The following is a 19,612-nucleotide window of genomic DNA, read 5'->3' on the forward strand; positions in this document are numbered from 1 at the left end:
CATAGCTTGATTTTAAAAGCTCTGGAGCACTTTTTATATTATTAAACATTAGTGTAACTCTCTTCAATTTCTTCAAAGTTCGTGTATTGATCTTTGCCAGCATTTTTTGACTGATACAATGCCTTGTCCGCACGCTCAAACAAGCTTCTTTCTGACTCATCTAGATGATGACAAATGGCGCCTCCCATACTGACAGAGATGACAGACCATTGATCAATATTGACATTGTCTACATGCTTATAGTGACGAAATTTGCCCAATATTGAATTAGCTAACTGCCACATACTTTCCGACTTTGCGTCATACAAAACAATCGCAAATTCATCTCCACCAAACCTCACAACAAAGCCATCATTTCCAACCTCTTGTTTTAAAATCCTCGCAGTATCAATCAGAATTTTATCGCCAGCACCATGTCCAAACTGATCGTTCACTTGCTTGAAATTATCCAAATCTATCAATAATAAACCTGGCTGATTTGTCTTGCGTTTTCTTAATAGATTGTCCATTTTTCTAATATAAGTAGCTCGATTAAAGACATTTGTTAGCGGATCATATGTTGCGAGATGAATAGTTTTAGAAAGGATTTTGTTAATGACGATAAGCATAATGAAAGAAGTTCCTAACGCTATACAAAGCAATAGCCAAAACTGTTTTGTATTTTTAGATAGTGCCTCTAATTCTGTATAATTTCCGTATTTTACATATATAATCCTTTTCGTAGATTCACCACGAATTGTTTCAGCTTCATATGGTAAAAAACGATACTTTTCAATATAGCCATTTGAATATTTCTTTTGAAATTCCGTTGGTTTCATCGATTGTTTAGCTAGCTCATAATGTTCTTGAAATATGGCTGGTTGATCCTTCACTGTAATTTTAGCAGGATTTGAATCATCAAAATAAACTCCCCCCGCATTTATTGTTTGCACTTCTAATAAATCTGTATATTTATCAACTAAATAGTCAGCGGTCTTCCCAAAATTAAAGGTTTGAAAGACAGGATCATTGAGTAAATCAATGCCTAGCTCTAACAAATATTTCTTATCAGGTGTCCCTAAATACCCAAACTTCCGATATCCTCCAGTAGTCGTCGAGATATCTATACCATCATTATAATATTTTCCACTCGTTCGACGTTCATCTAGTAAGGTAGAAAAACGCTTACAGCATAAGGAAAAATTTAGCCCTTTATCTTTTTCAAAAGTTGTATAAATAACCGTATTGGATTGATCTATTATGTATACATCCATACCGTACTCGTTTTTTATTTTCTGTAAATCCCAAGTTGCAACCTTTGGATTTTCTTCATAATATGTAACAAGCTTTCGGAGTGCTTGCTCCATCTTATCTGAGAGATTTTGATCAAAATAAAAATGCGCATTATCTACAGTTTGCATATCAGTTAAAATATGATTTTCAATTAACGCCCTATTCATGGCTTCTTGTTGTTCGATATCTGCCACTAGTATTTGTCTGTTTACATACGAAATCACAGCAACCAATATTAGGGCGAAGGCAATTAAAGATATTAATAATTTAATTCTTAGGTTTTTCATGCACTTGTCCTCTATTATTTTTCCAAAATCATTTTCTGAAGTTTTTTTGAAATTAGTACTAAAGACTAGATAACAATTTATTAAAAGTTACATTATATTATACAGTTACTAGTTTATGAATGTATATAAAAATACCTCAATACTAATTTTTATTAGCATCGAGGTATCTATTAATCCCTATTTTGTAAGGCTGTTAGTTCTTTTGTAGTTAATTCTCTATATTCCCCTAAAGCTAAATTGTCATCAAGTTTAAGGCTTCCCATTGATAAACGCTTTAAATAGGTAACACGCTTACCAACAGACTCAAACATACGCTTCACCTGATGAAACTTACCTTCTTGAATGGTTAGCTCGATTTCTGATTGAAGGTCAGATTTTAAGATAATGAGCTCGCCTGGTTTTGTCACATAACCGTCGTCCAGCTCTACGCCCTGTGCAAATTTTTTGCAGTCTTCCTCTGTCACAAGTCCTTCTATTTGCGCATAGTAAACTTTAGGCACATGCTTTTTGGGAGATAATAAATTATGTGCTAGCTGACCGTCATTCGTTAACAGCAGCAATCCTTCTGTATCTTTATCTAAGCGCCCAACTGGAAAAGGCTGAAAATGTTGATGTAAGGGCTCTAACAAATCAATGACCGTCTCATCTCGTACATCCTCTGTTGCAGAAATAACGCCAGGAGGTTTATTCATCATAAAGTATACAAATTCTGTGTAAACAACACGTTCACCAAAAACGGAAACATCTTGTTTTTCAGGGTCTACATGCAATGCTGCATCCTTTACATATGCACCATCCACAGTTACTGCCTTTTGCTTAAGAAGCTGCTTCACTTCCTTGCGTGACCCATACCCCATATTTGCTAGTAGTTTATCTAAACGCATAAATCCTCCTATTTAAATCCAAGTTTGTTCGTAATTTTTGTCAGTCGTTCACCGAGTAATTTTTGAGCTAAGCCTAGACGTAAAGATAAATAACCATATACCCCAACACCTACGCCAGCACAAATAACTGAGTAAACAAAAGCAGAGAATTTTCCATCCACTGGCCCCATCACAAAGCCTAGCAGCTTATGCACAATCAATACACTGATTACCATTGCTAGAGTCAAAAGAGAGATAAGCATGACACGGCGAAGAACCATCTCAGATTTGTAATTCAGTGCTTTTCTTAGTACTAGCATATTAATAATAATTGAAACCCCGTAGCCAATTGCTGTGGCAAGAATGGCTCCATCAGCCTCAATCCATCGAATTAAAGGTATGTTGATTGCTAGCTTGACAAAAATCCCCGATAATAGGCTGAAGACAATCCATTTTTGGAAGTCAATCCCCTGTAATAAAGCTGCTGTTACCTGGAACAATGCAAATAAAATAGCAACAGGCGCATAGTGAGCTAAAATGGTTGCTCCCATTTCACTTTCAGAATAGAGCATAAAGTATATTTCATTCGCTAACAATGAAATCCCTACTACAGCAGGCAATGTAATAAAAATTAATATTTGATAGGTTTTATCCATTGCATGTCGCAGTGATAAATATTCACCCTGTGTAAAATACTTAGTAATCGTCGGTACTAGCGCCATCGAAAAACCTGTAGCTAGCATAACCGGAATAATTACAACTTTATGCGTGGTGAAATTAATCATTGATAAATATTTATCGGTTACTTCTGCTAAGCCTATGGATGTCATTGCACCGTTAAACGTTAACATGTCCACTAGCTGGAATAATGGATTGGCAACACCTACGAATACCATTGGAATGGAATACGTAATAACTTCTTTATAAATATTGGACATTGGCAGTTGAGTAGATGTAACACTTTGACTGCGCAATAAATTAAATTCAGGTTGGTATTTTTTCCAATAATAATAGAGTACCATCAACCCGCCAATAGCCCCGATAAAGGCCGCGAATACGGCAAAGGAAACGGCTGTTTGTGGTTTGCCATTAAAGACAACTACTACTAGGAATGATCCACCTAATAACACAACAATACGAACAATTTGTTCAACTAATTGCGAAACTGCTGTAGGTTCCATTTTGTCATAACCTTGGAAAAATCCACGCCAAAGACTCATAAATGGGACAACAATTAAAGCAAAGCTAACCCAACGAATCACGGAAGCAATTTGCTCGACTGTAAAAGCCTGCTCATCACTTTTTATGACAAGCCCCGCTATAGGTGTAGCTAATATAAAAAGGGCAATAAATGCGGCTAGACCAGTTATCAACATAATCAGTATGCCTGATTTCATAAGCTTGCGGCCTGATTGATAATCACCAAGTGCATTATATTTAGAAACAAACTTAGATACAGCAATTGGCGCACCAGAGATGGCTACTGCTAGCATAATCGAATAGGGAATATACGCATATTGATAGAGCGCAATATTTTCCTCGCCCACAATTGCATAAAACGGAAAAATATAAATTAATCCGAGTACCTTCGATAAAAACATCCCCATTGTTAATATCGCAGTACCTTTCATTAAATTGGACATTGTACCCATCCATTCATCATAAAATCAATAATTTCATCGTAACACATAGAATTAGTATTGGAAAATATTCACTATAATCAGATTTTTCGGTATCTGAGCGAGTTTTTTAACTGATAACTGCGGTTTTACTCGTTACCTGAGCAGTTCTAGCTGACAACGGAGCAGGTTTACTTGGTACCCGAGCAGTTTTCACAGACAACGGAGCGGGTTTACTTGGTACCCGAGCAGTTCTGACTGACAACGGAGCGGATTTACACGGTACCCGAGCAGTTTTCACCGACAACGGAGCGGGTTTACTTGGTACCCGAGCAGTTCTGACTGACAACAGAGCGGATTTACACGGTACCCGAGCAGTTTTCACCGACAACGGAGCGAGTTTTCACGGGACCCGAGCATTTCTGACTGGCAACGGAGCAATTTTATACAATACCCGAGCAATTCTAGCAGTCAACGGAGCAGATTTACTCGTCACAAAAATTTTAACTGCTTTTGCCACATGCAAACGCTGCCAAAGATAATTGTAAACATAATATCAATTACGCCCCAGCGCAATTGCATAAACCACTTGTAATCTTAACATATTTATAGGTAAACAGACGCATTATTCTATCAAAAAGTTCTAGCTTTAGGCTAATCCATCAAAAAGACAGTAAATTTATTTTTATTTTGATAATAAAATGCTCAAAATAATCGGCGGAGATTAAAAAACCTCCACCGACTCATAAGCTATTTCATGTCTATAAAAAATTGTTTATACCATACTAAGAATACATAGGTAGTCCAAATATAACGCCCACGATTTGCCTTACCTTCATAATGCTCATCGAGATAGCCTACTAATTGCTTTGTATCAAAGAATTTATTGGCAAAATCTGTTGTGAACATTTCTTTTACCATGTTGTAGTATTTCTCTTCACGTAGCCAATGGCGGATTGGTACTGGGAAGCCTAGCTTTGGACGTTTTGCCCATTCTTCTGGTAATTCCTGATGAGCTGCTTGACGAAGCACATATTTCGTATCAATGTCGTTGACACGATATCTTGATGGAATGTTTTTCGCTAATTCCATTACTTCTTTATCTAAAAATGGTACACGTAATTCAATTGAATGCGCCATACTCATTTTATCCGCTTTTAATAAAATATCGCCAGGCATCCATAGATTTAAATCTAAGTACTGCATCTTTGTCACATCATCATCGCCAGGTACTTCATCATAGATACGCTTTGTAATGGACTTAACAGATGGACCATTTTTATAGTCTGGTTTTAATACATTCAGTGCATCTTCTTCATCCCAGACAACCGCTTCACCTATAAAGCGTTCTTCGACTGATTGACCACCTTTTATAAGGAAGTTTGTGTATTGATTTTTAGGTAATGCCTCTGCAATACCTCGTAATGCCTTACGAATACCAAAAGGAATTTTTTCGTATTGTTGCATTTTACCTGAGTTTTGATACCATGAGTAGCCACCAAAAATTTCATCCGCTCCTTCACCTGAAAGGACAACTGTTACGTCCTTCGAAGCTAGCTCAGAAAGGAAATAAAGTGGAACAGAAGATGGATTAGATTGTGGCTCGTCCATATGCCATTGAATTTTTGGTAAAGCCTCAAAGCATTCATCAGCTGATATATATTTACGCTCATTTTGAATGTTTAATGTATCTGATAAATCTTTTGCTAAGTTTGTTTCATTAAACATATCTTCATAGTCAGAAAAACCAACAGAGAAGGACTTATCAGGCCGCAGTAATGCCGTAATATAACTTGAATCAATTCCTCCTGATAGGAATGAACCAACCTTTACATCGCTGATTTGATGTGCTTCTACTGATTCTCTTACTGTAGAACGAATGTCCTCTACATATTTTTCAATTGGTGCCTCTTTCGCATGGAATTTTTTATCCCAGTACTGCACGATTTTCTTTTTCCCATTTTGAATTAACATATAATGAGCAGGCGGTATTTTAAACACACCTTTAAAGAAAGTTTCATCCATTGACGAATATTGGAAAGTTAAATATGGACGAAGGGCATTTTTATTTAATTCTTTAATAAAGGATGGGTGGGGTAAGAAGGATTTAATTTCCGAACCGAAAATAAAGGTTCCATCTGTTGTATTCTCTGAGTAATACAACGGCTTAATACCAAAGCCATCACGGGCAATAAATTGTAAATCATTCTTTTTATCCCATATGCAGAATGCAAACATACCTCGTAATTGTTTAACAAACTCTACACCATATTCTACATAACCATAAATTATAACTTCACTATCAGATTGTGTTTTAAATATATGTCCCTTAGCAATTAAATCTTCACGTAGCGCTTGGAAGTTGAAGATTTCTCCATTAAATACAAGCACAATGTTACCATCTGCACTGTACAATGGTTGATTCGCCACATCTGACAAGTCGATAATACTTAATCGTCGGAATCCCAACGTTACTTTATCGTCACTGTGAATACCACCGCTATCTGGTCCACGGTGAATAATTGTATTCATCATATTTTCAATCGTTTGATGATGATCGATTACATTTGTTCCATTAATATAGCCTATAAATCCGCACATTCTATTTTTCACCTCATAATTTAGTGCATAACCTTTTCCATAATAGCACGAATAGACGATCATTTCATGCTGACAACACAGAAAAAAAACTTTGATCAGAAGTCTTTTTTACATAGATAATCGTACTCCGATTCCTTGTATTAACAAAAAACTAACTTTTCATCTGTTTAGATGAGATAAGGAATTATAAAACACTTTCGCATTATTTTCAATGTGAAAGAAGCCCCTCTATATAGACTTCATGTATAATAGGAAGGATTCCTAATTTGAACAGAAAGTGAGTTTCTATATATGTATGATGTAATTGTGATAGGTGGAGGTCCCTCAGGCTTAATGGCTGCAATCGCTGCTGGAGAACGAAAAAAGAAAGTATTACTAGTAGAAAAAGGGAATAAGCTTGGTAAAAAGCTTGCTATTTCTGGTGGGGGTCGCTGTAATGTGACAAATCGTTTACCAATAGAAGAAATTGTTAAACATATACCAGGTAATGGGCGGTTTTTATATAGCCCATTCACAGTTTATAATAATGAGGATATTATTGCCTTTTTTGAAGGGCTCGGTGTTGCCCTAAAAGAGGAGGATCATGGGCGTATGTTTCCCATGTCTAACCGCGCGCAAGATGTTGTTGACGCACTAATCCGTCAATTACAGCGTTTACATGTAGAAGTTCGGTTAAATACCCCTGTCAGTAAGCTATTAATGGATGAGGAAAAAATTCTTGGTGTTCGCCTTGCAGACGGATTAGAAGTCCGTAGCGAGGCTGTAATAGTGGCTGTAGGTGGGAAAGCTGTTCCACAAACAGGATCAACTGGTGATGGTTATCCATGGGCAGAGCGAGCAGGTCATACAATTACAACGTTATTCCCCACAGAGGTTCCTGTGCTCTCGAAGGAAGATTTTATACAAAATCGTGAGCTTCAGGGGTTGGCTTTACGAGAGGTTGCTGTTTCTGTTTTAAATAAAAAAGGTAAAGTGCTCGTAACCCATCAAATGGACATGCTCTTTACTCATTTCGGATTAAGTGGTCCTGCTATTTTACGCTGTAGCCAATTTATCGTAAAAGAATTAATGAAAACTGGCTATGAACCAGTGACAATCCGTATTCAAACGCTTGTCCATTATAATGAAGAAACATGTCTACAATACTTAAATAAGCTATGGAAAGAAGATCCAAAGAGAGCAGTTAAAAACGTGTGGAAAGGGATAGCCCCTGAACGATGGCTATTGTTTTTATGTGAACGTGCTGGCATTGATGTACAAATGACAGGCACTGAAATAGCGCAGGAAAAAATTCGCCATTTAGCTCGTTTGCTTGTCCATTTTACGATGACTGTAAGTGGTACACAATCTCTTGAAAAGGCATTTGTTACTGGTGGGGGTATTTCTGTTAAAGAAATAGAGCCAAAGACAATGGCCTCTAAGAAAAAGAATGGTTTATTCTTCTGCGGTGAAATCCTTGATATTCATGGCTATACAGGAGGCTATAATATTACATCTGCACTTGTTACCGGACGTATTGCTGGAATGAACGCAGGACTTAAATAATTTACCACGTGAATAAGGCACTTCTTATCATTGAAAAACGTGTCCTGAATAATTAGGACACGCTTTTTTTAGCTTTCGCTAGACATATAAACTTCCTCAAATGGTTGGATAATGACAAAACCTTCACCTGAAAATGCCATTTGAATGGATTCGCCGCTTCCTCGACCGATAAATGTACGGAAGCTGATATCTGTTTTAAACTCAGGTGCTAAATTTCCTGACCATGCTACTGTGGCATGAGGATCAGTATATACCGTCTCACCTGGGCGTACTAATAGTGTTAAAGGTTCAAAATGGGTGGTAATGGCTACCTTCCCTGTTCCTTTTAAAGTTACATTAAACAATCCGCCTGACATGATGCCTGCCATTTTACGCATTAAATGAATATCCCAATCGATGCTTGGTTCAAATGCAAGCAAATCATTGCCATTGACGCAAATACTTTCATTTTTCAAATCAAAAATCGTAACCTTTTTCCCTTGATCAGCTAAATAAAGTCGCCCTTTACCTTTTGCCTTCATAAGCTGTGTTCCTTCACCTGTTAGTGCCTTTTTAAACATTTTTCCTAATCCATGCTCAAGTACACGCTCTCGCTCAAACTTAATGTCGCCTATGTAAGAAATCATAGCGCCCATTTTAGACCAAACCTCGCCATCTAAATTGATCTCTAGTACACGTTCCGTTTCTAGCTCAAAATAATCGTTTTCATTATCATCCTGCTGTGTTTTATTGATGAATTCATGTAAAGAAAATTTCCCCATCTTCAATCACTCCTTATTACCTTATATACGCTTTAGTCGAGGAAAAGATTCAACATTTCAACAATCGCTAAAATGTTGCTCCTGACTTCTATAGTTTGCTTTTCGTTTCGAAATTGCTCTTTTGGTAGCGAAATCACTTTATTTCCCGTAATGTTATTGACATCAGACAACCTCTGTTATACATTAAACAAAGATTAATCTATTGTTATATAACAATCGCTACAACAAAAAAAACCATACAAGCATCATGTGCGAAATGATACTTATATGGTCAAGACCTAGTACCTTCAAGTGCGAATTGAAAGTAACGTTTATTGTGTAGCGGAGACGTCTCCAACATTTTGTGCTGCTGCTTTTAAAGCTGTTCGTTTACGTACATCTGCACGTAATGTTAATGAAATAATTAATGATGCTGCGATTAACCCAGCAAATACATAGAATACTGGAATGTAACTTCCATAAGCATTTTTAATTGTGCTCACCAGTAACGGACCAAAAATACCGCCTAATGACCAAGTCGTTAATAAATAACCATGAATAACACCTAATTGCTTTGTACCAAATAAATCACTTGCAAATGCAGGTAAATTCGAGAAACCACCACCATAGCAACTAACAACTAAGAAAATAAGTGCTTGGAAAATTATCACGTTCGTCGTATGTGGTAACACAATAAATGTAATTAACTGTGCCGTAAAGAATATAACAAAGACGTTCGAACGACCAATATAGTCAGACACAGCCGCCCAAATTAAACGACCACCACCGTTAAATAACCCCATAATACCTACCATTGCTGCAGCTCCCGCAACTGATAATCCCACAATTTCTTGGGCCATTGGAGAGGCGACAGAAATCATCATAATCCCTGCTGTTACATTTACTAAATGCATTGACCATAGCATCCAGAAATGCTTTGTTTTAACAGCCTCACGAGCAGACATAACTGCTAAATCTTTTTTTACTATTTCTTTACCACCATTTGCAGCTGCCTTCATGTTTGCTGGCATATAACCAGGTGCAGGCGGTGCAATATATAAAGCCCCTAAAATCATTAACGTGAAATAACTTGCCCCTAAAATAAAGTATGTTGTAGAAATCCCAACAGCCTCCATTAAGTTTGCTGCTACTGGTGCTGTAATTAGTGCTCCAGATCCAAATCCAAGTACAGCCATACCTGTTGCCAAGCCTCTACGGTCTGGGAACCATTTTACTAATGTTGATACAGGAGCAATATAGCCTATCCCCATACCTAATCCACTTAGCACGCCATATGTTAACCAATACAATGTTACAGAATCCATTGAAATTGCTACACCAGCACCAGCTTGTCCCGCCCCAAATAGAACAGCTGCTACCATCGCAGATTTACGTGGCCCCAATTTTTCTACTAAACTACCAAATAGTGCGGCTGAAAAACCCGCAAGCCCCATCATAATCGTAAAGGCAACCGTTACCTTTGTTTCACTCCATCCCATCTCTGTGACAATCGGTAGCTTGTATACACTGTATGCATAAGCTCCACCGATTGAAAGGTGAATAGCGATTGCAGATAATGCAATTAACCATCTATTTTTATTCATAAATTCTCATTTCTCCCCTCTTTTGCTACCTGTGAAAATTCTATGAACGTCCATGTAAAACAATTTACCACTTAGAATTATTCAAATGCAAGATGTTTTTCTAAAAAATATTATTTCTCCAAAAAGTATTTTCTTTATCTGCTTATTATGCCTCCGTCATAAATCCTACAGCCTCTAAGTGAAACAACGCTTATCAAAGAGAAACTGCAACATATTTTAGATAATAATATTTTTCTACTCTATTATCTCTATAGCTTAAAATTATTTAAAAATAATTTTATTTGTGCATATTTTCACATTCCCATGGTGTATATCCCTCTTTTTTTGATTAGAATATTGACCACATTTCTCCCGAATAACAACATAATCAAATTTTCATCATAGAGAAATATAAAGAATGAAAGAGAATTTTAAAACTAAAATGTACAAAATTTTTCTACCCAAAGTGGTAGTAAAAAAGAAAAATTTAAATAACTTCTCTCTTTTTCTGGTTTAATTACCAAATAAATATAATGTATGTCTTGTATATTTCATTTCGAATATTCTTTTCTCATTCATTTTTATTATTCAAATATAAATTTTTCTTTAGGAAACAAGCAATCCCCCTAGTTTCCTCATAACCAAATGATGCTATATAAAGTAATAAGAAAGCACGGTGTTTAATTATATCCACAAATTTGTTATAGTACACAAATGAAAACAGTACTTTTCAACTAAAGTTGTATTACAACAAACTAATTATTTATGTTAATTTATAATAGAATGAAATTCCTAGTTTGGTCCTCCTATGTACTCTTATCATTTTTTTACAAGAATTGTTCGTTCATCTAAGATTCATTGTCTTACAATTATCTTTATTTAAAGAGGTGTTGAATTAATTAAAGGGAGTACTCCTATTCCTTTCACATTCCTATGAAAAATATTTCTTTACGACTAAAAATGTTTATTTTTTCATTCATAATTGTTATTTTTTCAATTGCCACAAGTGGAGCTATCATGATTCATAATCTTGGAGGAGCTTTTGAAAAAGAGTTTGGTGCACGAGCGATCGCAATTGCAAGAACTGTATCACAGCTTACTGATGTTCAAAATAATGTAGGCAAGCCAGCTGGTTTTGAAATTATTCAACCAATTGCAGAGCGTATTCGCTTAACAACTGATGTAGATTATATTGTGATTATTGATATGAATCGCATTCGTTATTCACACCCATCGGAAAGTAAGCTAGGCACAGTCTTTGAAGGTGGAGACGAAATAGAAGCCTTTTCTCAGCATGAGTATATATCGAAGGCAAGAGGTGTTTTAGGATATTCTATCAGAGCATTCGTACCTATAATGAATGAAGAAGGTACAAGGCAAGTTGGTGTTATTACTGTCGGATTACTTGCACCCAAATGGTATAACCTTGTAGATGAATATCAATTTGATATCCTTATGTCTCTTTTTTGGGGATTAATCATCGGCTTAGGTGGGTCTGTATGGGTTGCCAATCATTTAAAGCGCCAAACCTTTAATTTGGAGCCTTACGAAATAGCCCGTTTAGTAGAAGAACGCTCTGGTATTATTCAAGCGATGGATATCGGTATCTTAGCAACTGATGAAAGTGGTAATGTGACCTTTATTAATCGTTTAGCAAGGCAATATACACATTTCTTCGGACAGAAGATTTCTAGAAAAGCTTTGTTTAAAGGGACCTGGCTCGCAGAGGATACGCTACAACAGCATGAAGTATATAGACCTCTATTGATGTTTGAGCAAATGTACTTAGTTCGCACCTTTCCTATTCGTATCATGGAGCAAAATGCTGGCTACCTTATTATGCTAACCGATCGAAAAGAAGCAAATATGTTAGCTGAAGAATTAACTGGCATAAAAATACTAGTGGATTCCTTACGTGCCCAGCAACATGAATATATGAATCGCTTACATAGTATTGCAGGATTAATTCAATTGGAACGGGATGACGATGCTTTAAGCTTGATTATTGATGAAATAACAGATGAGGAAGAGATTATTCAAAGCTTGCATGACAAGATTCATGATTATTCGATTCAAGGACTATTACTTGGTAAATTTTCACGTGCAAAAGAGCTTGGTGTGGAGCTGACAATTGATGAGGACTCAAAGCTCGTTGATTTTATGAGTGGCTTTTCCAGTGGTGACATGGTAACTATTATAGGTAACTTATTGGACAATGCAATGGAGGCATGCTTTGAATGTGCTCATAAAGATGTTCATATTACATTAATTGGCCATAAACATCATTTATTCATTGAAGTACAGGATAGTGGTAAGGGGATTACTGGTTTGCCAAATCGGATTTTCGATTATGGCTTTAGCACAAAACAAAAGGATGGTCATGGTATTGGACTTGCCCTTGTGAAACAGATTGTGGAATCAAACAATGGAATTATTCTAGTAGAATCAACCGTCAATGTTGGAACAATCATTACAATAGAAGTAGGGGTGACTGAAGAACAATGAGTAATCTTTCAGTGTTTATCGTAGAAGACGATCCAATGGTACTTGAAGTAAATAAAGGTTTTTTAAATAAATTGAATGGTTTTCAGCTCGTGGGTGAATCAGTCAATGGTCGTGAAGCCTATGACAAAATTATAAGAAAGAAGCCAAATCTAATTTTACTTGATATGTTTTTACCAGATATGACAGGCATGGAACTATTCTTAAAGCTTCGTGCAGAACGTGTCCCCTCGGATATTATTATGATTACTGCTGCAAGAGATGCGCCAACAGTACAGGAGGCACTTCGACTGGGAGCCATCGACTATCTCATCAAGCCATTTCGTTTTGAACGCTTTGAAAAAGCATTGCAGCAATACAAAAGCTCTACCAAAAAGCTACAAAGCTCGCAGGCATTTAATCAAGAGGACATCGACAAATGGCTAGGAATACAGCATGAAACAACGGAGCTTCCCAAGGGACTAAACACGATAACAATGCAACAGATTCTTGATTATTTAACGACACACCGTGCAGCTATTACCTCAGAGCAGCTAGCTCAAAATGTCGGAATGGCCAGAGTAACTGTACGTAAATACTTGGATTTTTTGGCTACTAAGGGAACTGTCTCGATTGAATTACAATACGGGACAGTAGGTCGTCCGACAAAATACTATTCCATTAAGTAGTATAAGATTTTAGTTTATTAACTAAATAGCAAGAATCTGCCCTTCCTCAAATATATTCCAATTCCTACATAAGATTGAAATGTATTCTGTTTACTTTTATCAAGGAATAAGGCAGATTCTTTTTCTTTACAGATTTTTAATAAGCATTTCTTTTGAATCTGTTTTGTAACAGTTTTTTAAAATAACAAATTGTTATATACCATAAATACCAAAATGTCCATTAAAACCATAATATTGAGTATTTAATGAAATGAACTACAATGAAAATCGTTCACATCTTATAGAGATTAGGGGTGAATTTGTATGTGGAGTAATCGTTTTACACGCAGTTTTGTTAGCGTTCTCATTTTCATAACAATTCTGTTAGTTTCATGTCAGGAAGACGTTTACCCTACCGACAATGAGCAGTTAAGTCATGAGGAACAAATCGTTATTCGATTTTCACATGTAGTTGGTGAAAATACACCGAAAGGAATGGCAGCCGTAAAATTTGCAGAGCTGATTAAAGAACGTAGTAATGGACATGTCGAGATTCAAGTGTTTCCAAATGGGGTTCTTTATAAAGATGGCGAAGAAATGAATGCACTATTACGTGGCGATATTCAAATGATTGCCCCTGCTATTTCAAAAATTACAACGCTTGTACCAGAGTGGTCAGTTATGGATCTACCCTATGCATTTAAAAATGCAGATGAAGTGCATACATATGTCAACAGTGATGTTGGTCAATCGTTAATGACAAAATTAAATGCCCATAATCTATTTTCCATGGGCGTTTGGGATAGTGGTTTTAAGCAACTTAGCAATAGTATTCGACCTATAGAAACTGTGCAAGATTTGAATGGCTTGCGTATGAGGATTATGCCAAGTGATGTTTTATCTGAACAGTTTTCCATTGTTGGAGCCTATCCAAAACGCATTGACTTCAATACTGTTTTTCATCAACTACAAAGAGGCAATGTCGATGGTCAGGAAAATACACTGACAAACATTACAAGCAAAAATTTACATTCACTACAAGACTACTTAACGATTAGTAACCATGGCTATCTTGGTTATTTACTGCTAATGAATCATGAATTTTGGAATTCCCTACCGGAAGATGTGCAAATTCTGCTCATAGAAACACTAAAGGAAGTACAAGAATGGGAATGGCAGCTTGCAGAAAATTTAACAGCAGAACGACTTGAAGAAATGGAAGCATGTGATTGCATTAAAATCTACAATTTATCAGATGAAGAGAAGGAAGAATGGGAATCTGCATTCGAGCCTGTCTATCGCTATTATGCAGAAAACTATGGGAAAAAATATATCCAAGCACTTCCTAAAAATCAATCACAACACTAGCATGGGTTAAAAAGGTTCACCTTTTAACTATAATCATAACATTTAGGGGGATATGTAATGAAAAAATGGCTTTTCATGTCACTTATGGCTGTATTAATTTTAGCACTTGCAGCTTGTAGTGGCGACAAAAAAGAAACATCTGCACCAGCAGCTGAGGGTGATGGTGGCTATACCAAGGACAAACCGCTTGTTATTAAATTCTCACATGTAACATCAATTGATAGTGTAAAAGGAAAAGCAGCTGATGCTTTTGCGAAATTAGTAGATGAAAAAACAGAAGGTAAAGTAAAAGTTGAAGTTTACCCTTCTTCACAATTATATGGGGATAATGATGAACTAGATGCGCTAGTATCTGGAAATGTTCATATGATTGCTCCTTCTGTAACAAAAATGGTTAAAATCGACCCGCGTTGGCAATATGTTGATATGCCTTATCTATTTGAGAACGAAGAGCACGTACGTAAATTCTTTACTTCTGACGTAGCTAAAACAATTCTTGAATCGAATCAATTAGCAGCAAATGATATTAAAGGTTTGGTATTCTGGGAAAATGGCTTTAAACATTTCTCAAATAACAAGCATCCACTTGAAAAAGTAGAAGATTTTAAAGGATTGAAATTCCGTGCACAAGCAGGAAAAGTATTAGAAGCTCAATTTAAAGCGCTAAATGCCGGCTCTGCAACAATTGCATTTGGTGAAACATATGCTGCCTTACAACAAGGAACAGTTGATGGACAAGAAAATACATTCAACAACTTTGATACACAAAAATACCAAGAAGTTCAAAAATATTTCTCAGTATCTGAACATGGTCGCCTTGACTATGCAATCTTTGTTAACAAATCATTCTGGGAGAAAATCCCTGCTGATTTATTAACAGCAGTGGAAGAATCATTAGATGAAGCAACGAAACTAGCTTGGGATTTAGCTGCTGATGAAAATGCAAAATCATTCGAGAACATTAAAAACTCTGGTATTGAAGTTCTTGAGTTAACGACTGAACAAAAAGAAGCTATTAAAGCAAAACTTGAACCAGTATATGAAGAGTTTGGTGAAGTTATCACAGAAGAATTAATTAATGGTATTCGTGATCTAAAATAACGTAATTTTGGGTTTAAAAAATCTTTCTATTCGGGGAATTAAATAGTTTAAATAAGAATCTGCTCATTTTCACGGATAAGCCACAGGGTTCATCATACAGATGAGCCTTGTAGGTATAATCCGCAGAATTCATGCAGATTCTTTTTCAAAATCCGTGCCATCCGTAGGGAATTGAGATCAACATTATACACTGCGCTTTGGCACAGTAAAGATCTGCTGAATAAAGATGGAGAATTATTAAATTTTAGTAAATCGCTTACACAAAACCTGTACGAACGGATGCTAAGACGCTCACTACAAGCAGCAACATTACTATAGTGGGAGATTAAGCACCCGTTTGTACTTAAATGATGGATAATCATCATTCCCTTTTCAAATATATACATGAAGGAGGCAATTGAATGAAGGCCTTACATAAAATCTGGGGCTATTTAGAAGAAATCCTAGCTGGAATCTTTTTCGTAGCAGGTGTAGTTCTTATTTTTTATGGCGTAATTATGCGTTACATATTCAATGAACCGCAAGCATGGGTAGAGGAATTAGCACGTTATTCAATTATTTGGGGTACATTTCTAGGATTTGGCTTAGCCCTTCGCCACAATCAACATATTCAAGTAGATATTTTATACGATAAATTAAAGCCTTCTATGAAACGTGTACTGGATTTAGTAGCAACAGGGTTAAGCATTGCCTTTTGTTTAATTTATACGTATTACGGCTTTGTTTTAGTAGAAAACCGTTATACATCAGGCATGGTATCACTTGATATCGGGATACCAATGTGGATTGTATACTTAGTTTTACCGATTTCAGGCCTTTTATTTTTACTAAGATTCGTAGAAAGATTAATCAACATTCTACGAGGAAAGGACGAAGAATATGCTAATCCTCTTACTTAGTTTCTTTTTATTACTATTTCTACGAGTACCGGTCGCGATTAGTTTAGCACTATCGACAATTCTTGTGTTCTTCCAAATTGATTTTAATATGAATATGATTCCTCAGCGTATTTTTACTGCACTAGATTCATTCCCGATGATGGCAATTCCAGGCTTCGTCCTTGCGGGGGTATTAATGGCGCGTGGTGGAATTTCCAAATATCTTATTGAAGCCTTACGTGCATGGATTGGCCATCTTCCAGGAGGTCTTGCTGTTGTAACAATCATCGCGTGTGCTATTTTCGCAGCGATTTCAGGCTCTTCACCTGCAACAGCTGCTGCAATTGGTTCTATCATGATTCCTGCGATGATTTCTGCTGGCTATAAGAAGCGCTATTCTATGGGGCTTGTTGCCGCTGGTGGTACATTAGGTATTTTAATTCCACCAAGTGTACCGCTAATCATTTATGGTATTACATCAGAGCAATCTATTGGTGAATTATTTATGGCTGGTGTTATTCCAGGACTTGCATTAACAGGCATTTTAATAGTGGCAGCTATTTTTTATGCGAAACGCAATGGTTTTAAAGGAGATGCACCAGCTTCTTGGAGTGAGCGTGGTCGTAAATCTTTAAAAGCAATTTGGGGTGCATTTTTACCATTCTTAATTTTAGGAACAATCTATTCAGGGGTTGTAACACCAACTGAATCAGCCGTTATTGCCGTTTTCTATGGTCTTATCGTATCCCTGTTTATCTATCGAGAAATGAAGCTAAAGGATTTCCGTGAGGTCTTGGTGGAGTCCATTAATATTACAGCCATGATTTTCTTAATTATCGGTGCCGCTTCATTATTTGGACTATATTTAACAAATGCACAAGTACCACAGCAGGTTGGTGCATGGATTGCCGAAAGTGATATGAACAAGTGGATATTCATGATAATTGTTAATATTCTATTCTTTGTTATGGGAATGTTCTTAGAGGCTGTATCCATTATTTTAATTACTTTACCAATTCTATTACCGATTCTAGCACATTTCGATATTAATTTGATTCACTTTGCTATTATTATGACAATTAACATGGAGCTTGGCATGATTACACCGCCAGTGGGACTGAATCTCTTTGTCGTAAGTGGAATTGCTAAGGAAAAGCTAGGCGAGGTTGTAAAAGGGGTCATTCCTTTTATCGTTTTAATGATTATTTTCTTAGGTTTAGTGGTTTTATTGCCACAATTATCACTTTGGTTACCAGAGCAAATGAAATAAGGGCCTCTCTATGGAATCATTTACAAAGAGGTATTCGATTAAGGATCGCCAATTTTGGACAATTGTGATTAGCTTAGGAGGAGCTTCGGTGTTTGTATTTGCAGCAATGTACTCAGTACAGCCGCTGCTCCCCTTTTTTACAGAGCAATTTCAAATTTCTGTCCCCACTGCAAGTCTGGCCATGTCTGTAACAACTCTATCCGTAATTATCGGGTTAATTGTTTTAGGTTTTTTATCTGATCGATATGGACGGGTACTGTTTATTCGACTTTCGATTGTTTTAACGATTATCCCTTTTCTCTTAATGCCTTTAACGGATTCTTTTTCTATGATTATTTTTTTACGTTTTATCCAAGGCTTTGCGATTGCTGGAGTGCCCGCAGCAGCCCTTGCCTATATCAGTGAAGAAATAAATCAGCAATCAATGGGCTTTGCAACAGCACTTTACATTTCCTGTAATGCTCTAGGTGGAACGATTGGTCGTCTGATGATGGGCTTTCTGACAGAAAATAAATCTTTGGAGGTTGCATTTTTCTCTTTAGCACTTTTGGGTGGCATTATATTCATTCTAGTGTGGCTTACCCTTCCAAAATCAAGAAATTTTTCAGTCCATCAGCGTACTATTCAAAAGGATTTACATGGTTTTTGGCTGCATTTAAAAAATCCAAATTTACTTATTCTTTTTGGATTTGGGATCATTTTGCAGCTATCTTTTACAGGAATGTGGTCATTTATCCCGTACTATTTAGCTGAACCACCGTTCTTATTATCGTTAAAAACGATTTCCTTTATTTTTTTAGCATATGGCTTAGGAATTATTGGTTCGCCAATTGCTAACTCCCTTGCAGGTAAAGTCGGCATCAATATGATTCGAACATTTGGAGTACTTCTATTAGTGTGTGGGATTTTATTAACGTTAAGCTCCTCCCTTATAATGATTATTGCTGGGCTCTGTATTGCATGCTTAGGCTTTTTCACCGCTCATGCCTTAACCTCTGCAACAGTTAGCCGGACAGCGATTCATCAAAAGGGGCTTGCATCCAGTTTATATCTCGTTTCTTATTATATAGGTGTTGCATCAGGAAGTACTTTACTCAGTCCAATCTGGCTGCATTTTAAATGGCAGGGAATTGTCATGATTACCGTACTCCTTCCTATCCTATATATCGCTTTTTTAAATTACACATTACAAAAAAAAAATCAAAGCTAAGCAAGCTAAAAAGGGATGCTCGGAAACGATTCAAACATCTTTTTAGCTCGCTTTTTCTCTTGCCTAGCCCAATTCTTGCTTAAAACTGAAAATATGGATAGTCGTTTGTGCTCAATTCCAATTGAG

Annotated in this window: 14 protein-coding genes; 8 read left to right on the top strand and 6 right to left on the bottom strand. The window is 36.5% G+C overall.

Annotated features, from left to right (window positions below; translation table 11 throughout):
* Positions 1-41 precede the first annotated feature (41 nt).
* The 4 genes from QNH24_RS19870 to asnB all read right to left on the bottom strand — a co-directional run bounded on the left by QNH24_RS19870 (position 42) and on the right by asnB (position 6,642).
* The gene (locus QNH24_RS19870) at positions 42-1,559 is read right to left on the bottom strand and encodes a diguanylate cyclase (RefSeq protein ID WP_283869222.1); all 1,518 of its coding nucleotides are present in this window, start codon (positions 1,557-1,559) and stop codon (positions 42-44) included.
* Between the two features lie 170 nt (positions 1,560-1,729).
* On the bottom strand, positions 1,730-2,443 hold the full coding sequence (locus QNH24_RS19875) for a pseudouridine synthase (RefSeq protein WP_283869223.1): 714 nt from the start codon (positions 2,441-2,443) through the stop codon (positions 1,730-1,732).
* 8 nt (positions 2,444-2,451) lie between these two features.
* The gene (locus tag QNH24_RS19880; protein WP_283869224.1) at positions 2,452-4,065 is read right to left on the bottom strand and encodes a putative polysaccharide biosynthesis protein; all 1,614 of its coding nucleotides are present in this window, start codon (positions 4,063-4,065) and stop codon (positions 2,452-2,454) included.
* A gap of 726 nt (positions 4,066-4,791) precedes the next feature.
* Positions 4,792-6,642, bottom strand: a complete 1,851-nt coding sequence (gene asnB / locus QNH24_RS19885; RefSeq protein WP_283869225.1) for an asparagine synthase (glutamine-hydrolyzing) — start codon at positions 6,640-6,642, stop codon at positions 4,792-4,794.
* 291 nt (positions 6,643-6,933) lie between these two features.
* Here asnB and QNH24_RS19890 point away from each other — a divergent pair, with 291 nt between their 5' ends.
* Positions 6,934-8,187 carry a BaiN/RdsA family NAD(P)/FAD-dependent oxidoreductase gene (locus tag QNH24_RS19890; protein ID WP_283869226.1) on the top strand — a complete coding sequence of 418 codons (1,254 nt, stop codon included), beginning with the start codon at positions 6,934-6,936 and terminating at the stop codon, positions 8,185-8,187.
* Positions 8,188-8,255: 68 nt separating this feature from the next.
* Here QNH24_RS19890 and QNH24_RS19895 read toward each other — a convergent pair whose 3' ends face one another.
* Together QNH24_RS19895 and QNH24_RS19900 are read right to left on the bottom strand one after the other, a co-directional pair.
* The gene (locus tag QNH24_RS19895) at positions 8,256-8,948 is read right to left on the bottom strand and encodes an AIM24 family protein (RefSeq protein ID WP_054771381.1); all 693 of its coding nucleotides are present in this window, start codon (positions 8,946-8,948) and stop codon (positions 8,256-8,258) included.
* 311 nt (positions 8,949-9,259) lie between these two features.
* Positions 9,260-10,531: an L-lactate MFS transporter gene (locus QNH24_RS19900; protein ID WP_283869227.1), complete on the bottom strand. Its 1,272-nt coding sequence runs from the start codon at positions 10,529-10,531 to the stop codon at positions 9,260-9,262.
* A 996-nt stretch (positions 10,532-11,527) separates the two neighbouring features.
* Between QNH24_RS19900 and QNH24_RS19905 the strand changes: the two genes are divergently transcribed.
* From QNH24_RS19905 to QNH24_RS19935, 7 genes are all read left to right on the top strand, one after another.
* Positions 11,528-13,015, top strand: coding sequence for an ATP-binding protein (locus QNH24_RS19905; RefSeq protein WP_054771380.1), 1,488 nt, complete (start codon positions 11,528-11,530; stop codon positions 13,013-13,015).
* Complete coding sequence (locus QNH24_RS19910) at positions 13,012-13,680, top strand: response regulator (protein ID WP_054771379.1); 669 nt, start codon at positions 13,012-13,014, stop codon at positions 13,678-13,680. The genes QNH24_RS19905 and QNH24_RS19910 overlap by 4 nt, the downstream gene beginning before the upstream one ends.
* A 303-nt stretch (positions 13,681-13,983) precedes the next feature.
* Positions 13,984-15,027, top strand: a complete 1,044-nt coding sequence (locus tag QNH24_RS19915) for a DctP family TRAP transporter solute-binding subunit (RefSeq protein WP_283869228.1) — start codon at positions 13,984-13,986, stop codon at positions 15,025-15,027.
* Between the two features lie 57 nt (positions 15,028-15,084).
* Positions 15,085-16,128: a DctP family TRAP transporter solute-binding subunit gene (locus QNH24_RS19920; RefSeq protein ID WP_283869229.1), complete on the top strand. Its 1,044-nt coding sequence runs from the start codon at positions 15,085-15,087 to the stop codon at positions 16,126-16,128.
* 401 nt (positions 16,129-16,529) lie between these two features.
* Positions 16,530-17,027, top strand: coding sequence for a TRAP transporter small permease (locus QNH24_RS19925; protein WP_283869230.1), 498 nt, complete (start codon positions 16,530-16,532; stop codon positions 17,025-17,027).
* On the top strand, positions 17,008-18,276 hold the full coding sequence (locus tag QNH24_RS19930) for a TRAP transporter large permease (RefSeq protein ID WP_054771378.1): 1,269 nt from the start codon (positions 17,008-17,010) through the stop codon (positions 18,274-18,276). Before QNH24_RS19925 ends, QNH24_RS19930 begins: the two co-directional genes overlap by 20 nt.
* Before the next feature lie 10 nt (positions 18,277-18,286).
* Positions 18,287-19,486, top strand: coding sequence for an MFS transporter (locus QNH24_RS19935; protein WP_283869231.1), 1,200 nt, complete (start codon positions 18,287-18,289; stop codon positions 19,484-19,486).
* The last annotated feature ends 126 nt before the right edge of the window (positions 19,487-19,612 follow it).

Origin of the sequence: Lysinibacillus pakistanensis (genome assembly GCF_030123245.1) — a bacterium.
Classification (GTDB): Bacteria; Bacillota; Bacilli; order Bacillales_A; family Planococcaceae; genus Lysinibacillus; species Lysinibacillus pakistanensis.

Bases quoted from the DNA above. Each gene is read 5' to 3' on its own strand.
- QNH24_RS19910 (WP_054771379.1), top strand. From the start codon at position 13,012: ATGAGTAATCTTTCAGTGTTTATCGTAGAAGACGATCCAATGGTACTT.
- QNH24_RS19875 (WP_283869223.1), bottom strand. From the start codon at position 2,443: ATGCGTTTAGATAAACTACTAGCAAATATGGGGTATGGGTCACGCAAG.
- QNH24_RS19900 (WP_283869227.1), bottom strand. From the start codon at position 10,531: ATGAATAAAAATAGATGGTTAATTGCATTATCTGCAATCGCTATTCAC.
- QNH24_RS19930 (WP_054771378.1), top strand. From the start codon at position 17,008: ATGCTAATCCTCTTACTTAGTTTCTTTTTATTACTATTTCTACGAGTA.
- QNH24_RS19905 (WP_054771380.1), top strand. From the start codon at position 11,528: ATGATTCATAATCTTGGAGGAGCTTTTGAAAAAGAGTTTGGTGCACGA.
- QNH24_RS19890 (WP_283869226.1), top strand. From the start codon at position 6,934: ATGTATGATGTAATTGTGATAGGTGGAGGTCCCTCAGGCTTAATGGCT.
- QNH24_RS19935 (WP_283869231.1), top strand. From the start codon at position 18,287: ATGGAATCATTTACAAAGAGGTATTCGATTAAGGATCGCCAATTTTGG.
- QNH24_RS19895 (WP_054771381.1), bottom strand. From the start codon at position 8,948: ATGGGGAAATTTTCTTTACATGAATTCATCAATAAAACACAGCAGGAT.
- QNH24_RS19920 (WP_283869229.1), top strand. From the start codon at position 15,085: ATGAAAAAATGGCTTTTCATGTCACTTATGGCTGTATTAATTTTAGCA.
- asnB (WP_283869225.1), bottom strand. From the start codon at position 6,642: ATGTGCGGATTTATAGGCTATATTAATGGAACAAATGTAATCGATCAT.
- QNH24_RS19880 (WP_283869224.1), bottom strand. From the start codon at position 4,065: ATGTCCAATTTAATGAAAGGTACTGCGATATTAACAATGGGGATGTTT.
- QNH24_RS19870 (WP_283869222.1), bottom strand. From the start codon at position 1,559: ATGAAAAACCTAAGAATTAAATTATTAATATCTTTAATTGCCTTCGCC.
- QNH24_RS19925 (WP_283869230.1), top strand. From the start codon at position 16,530: ATGAAGGCCTTACATAAAATCTGGGGCTATTTAGAAGAAATCCTAGCT.
- QNH24_RS19915 (WP_283869228.1), top strand. From the start codon at position 13,984: ATGTGGAGTAATCGTTTTACACGCAGTTTTGTTAGCGTTCTCATTTTC.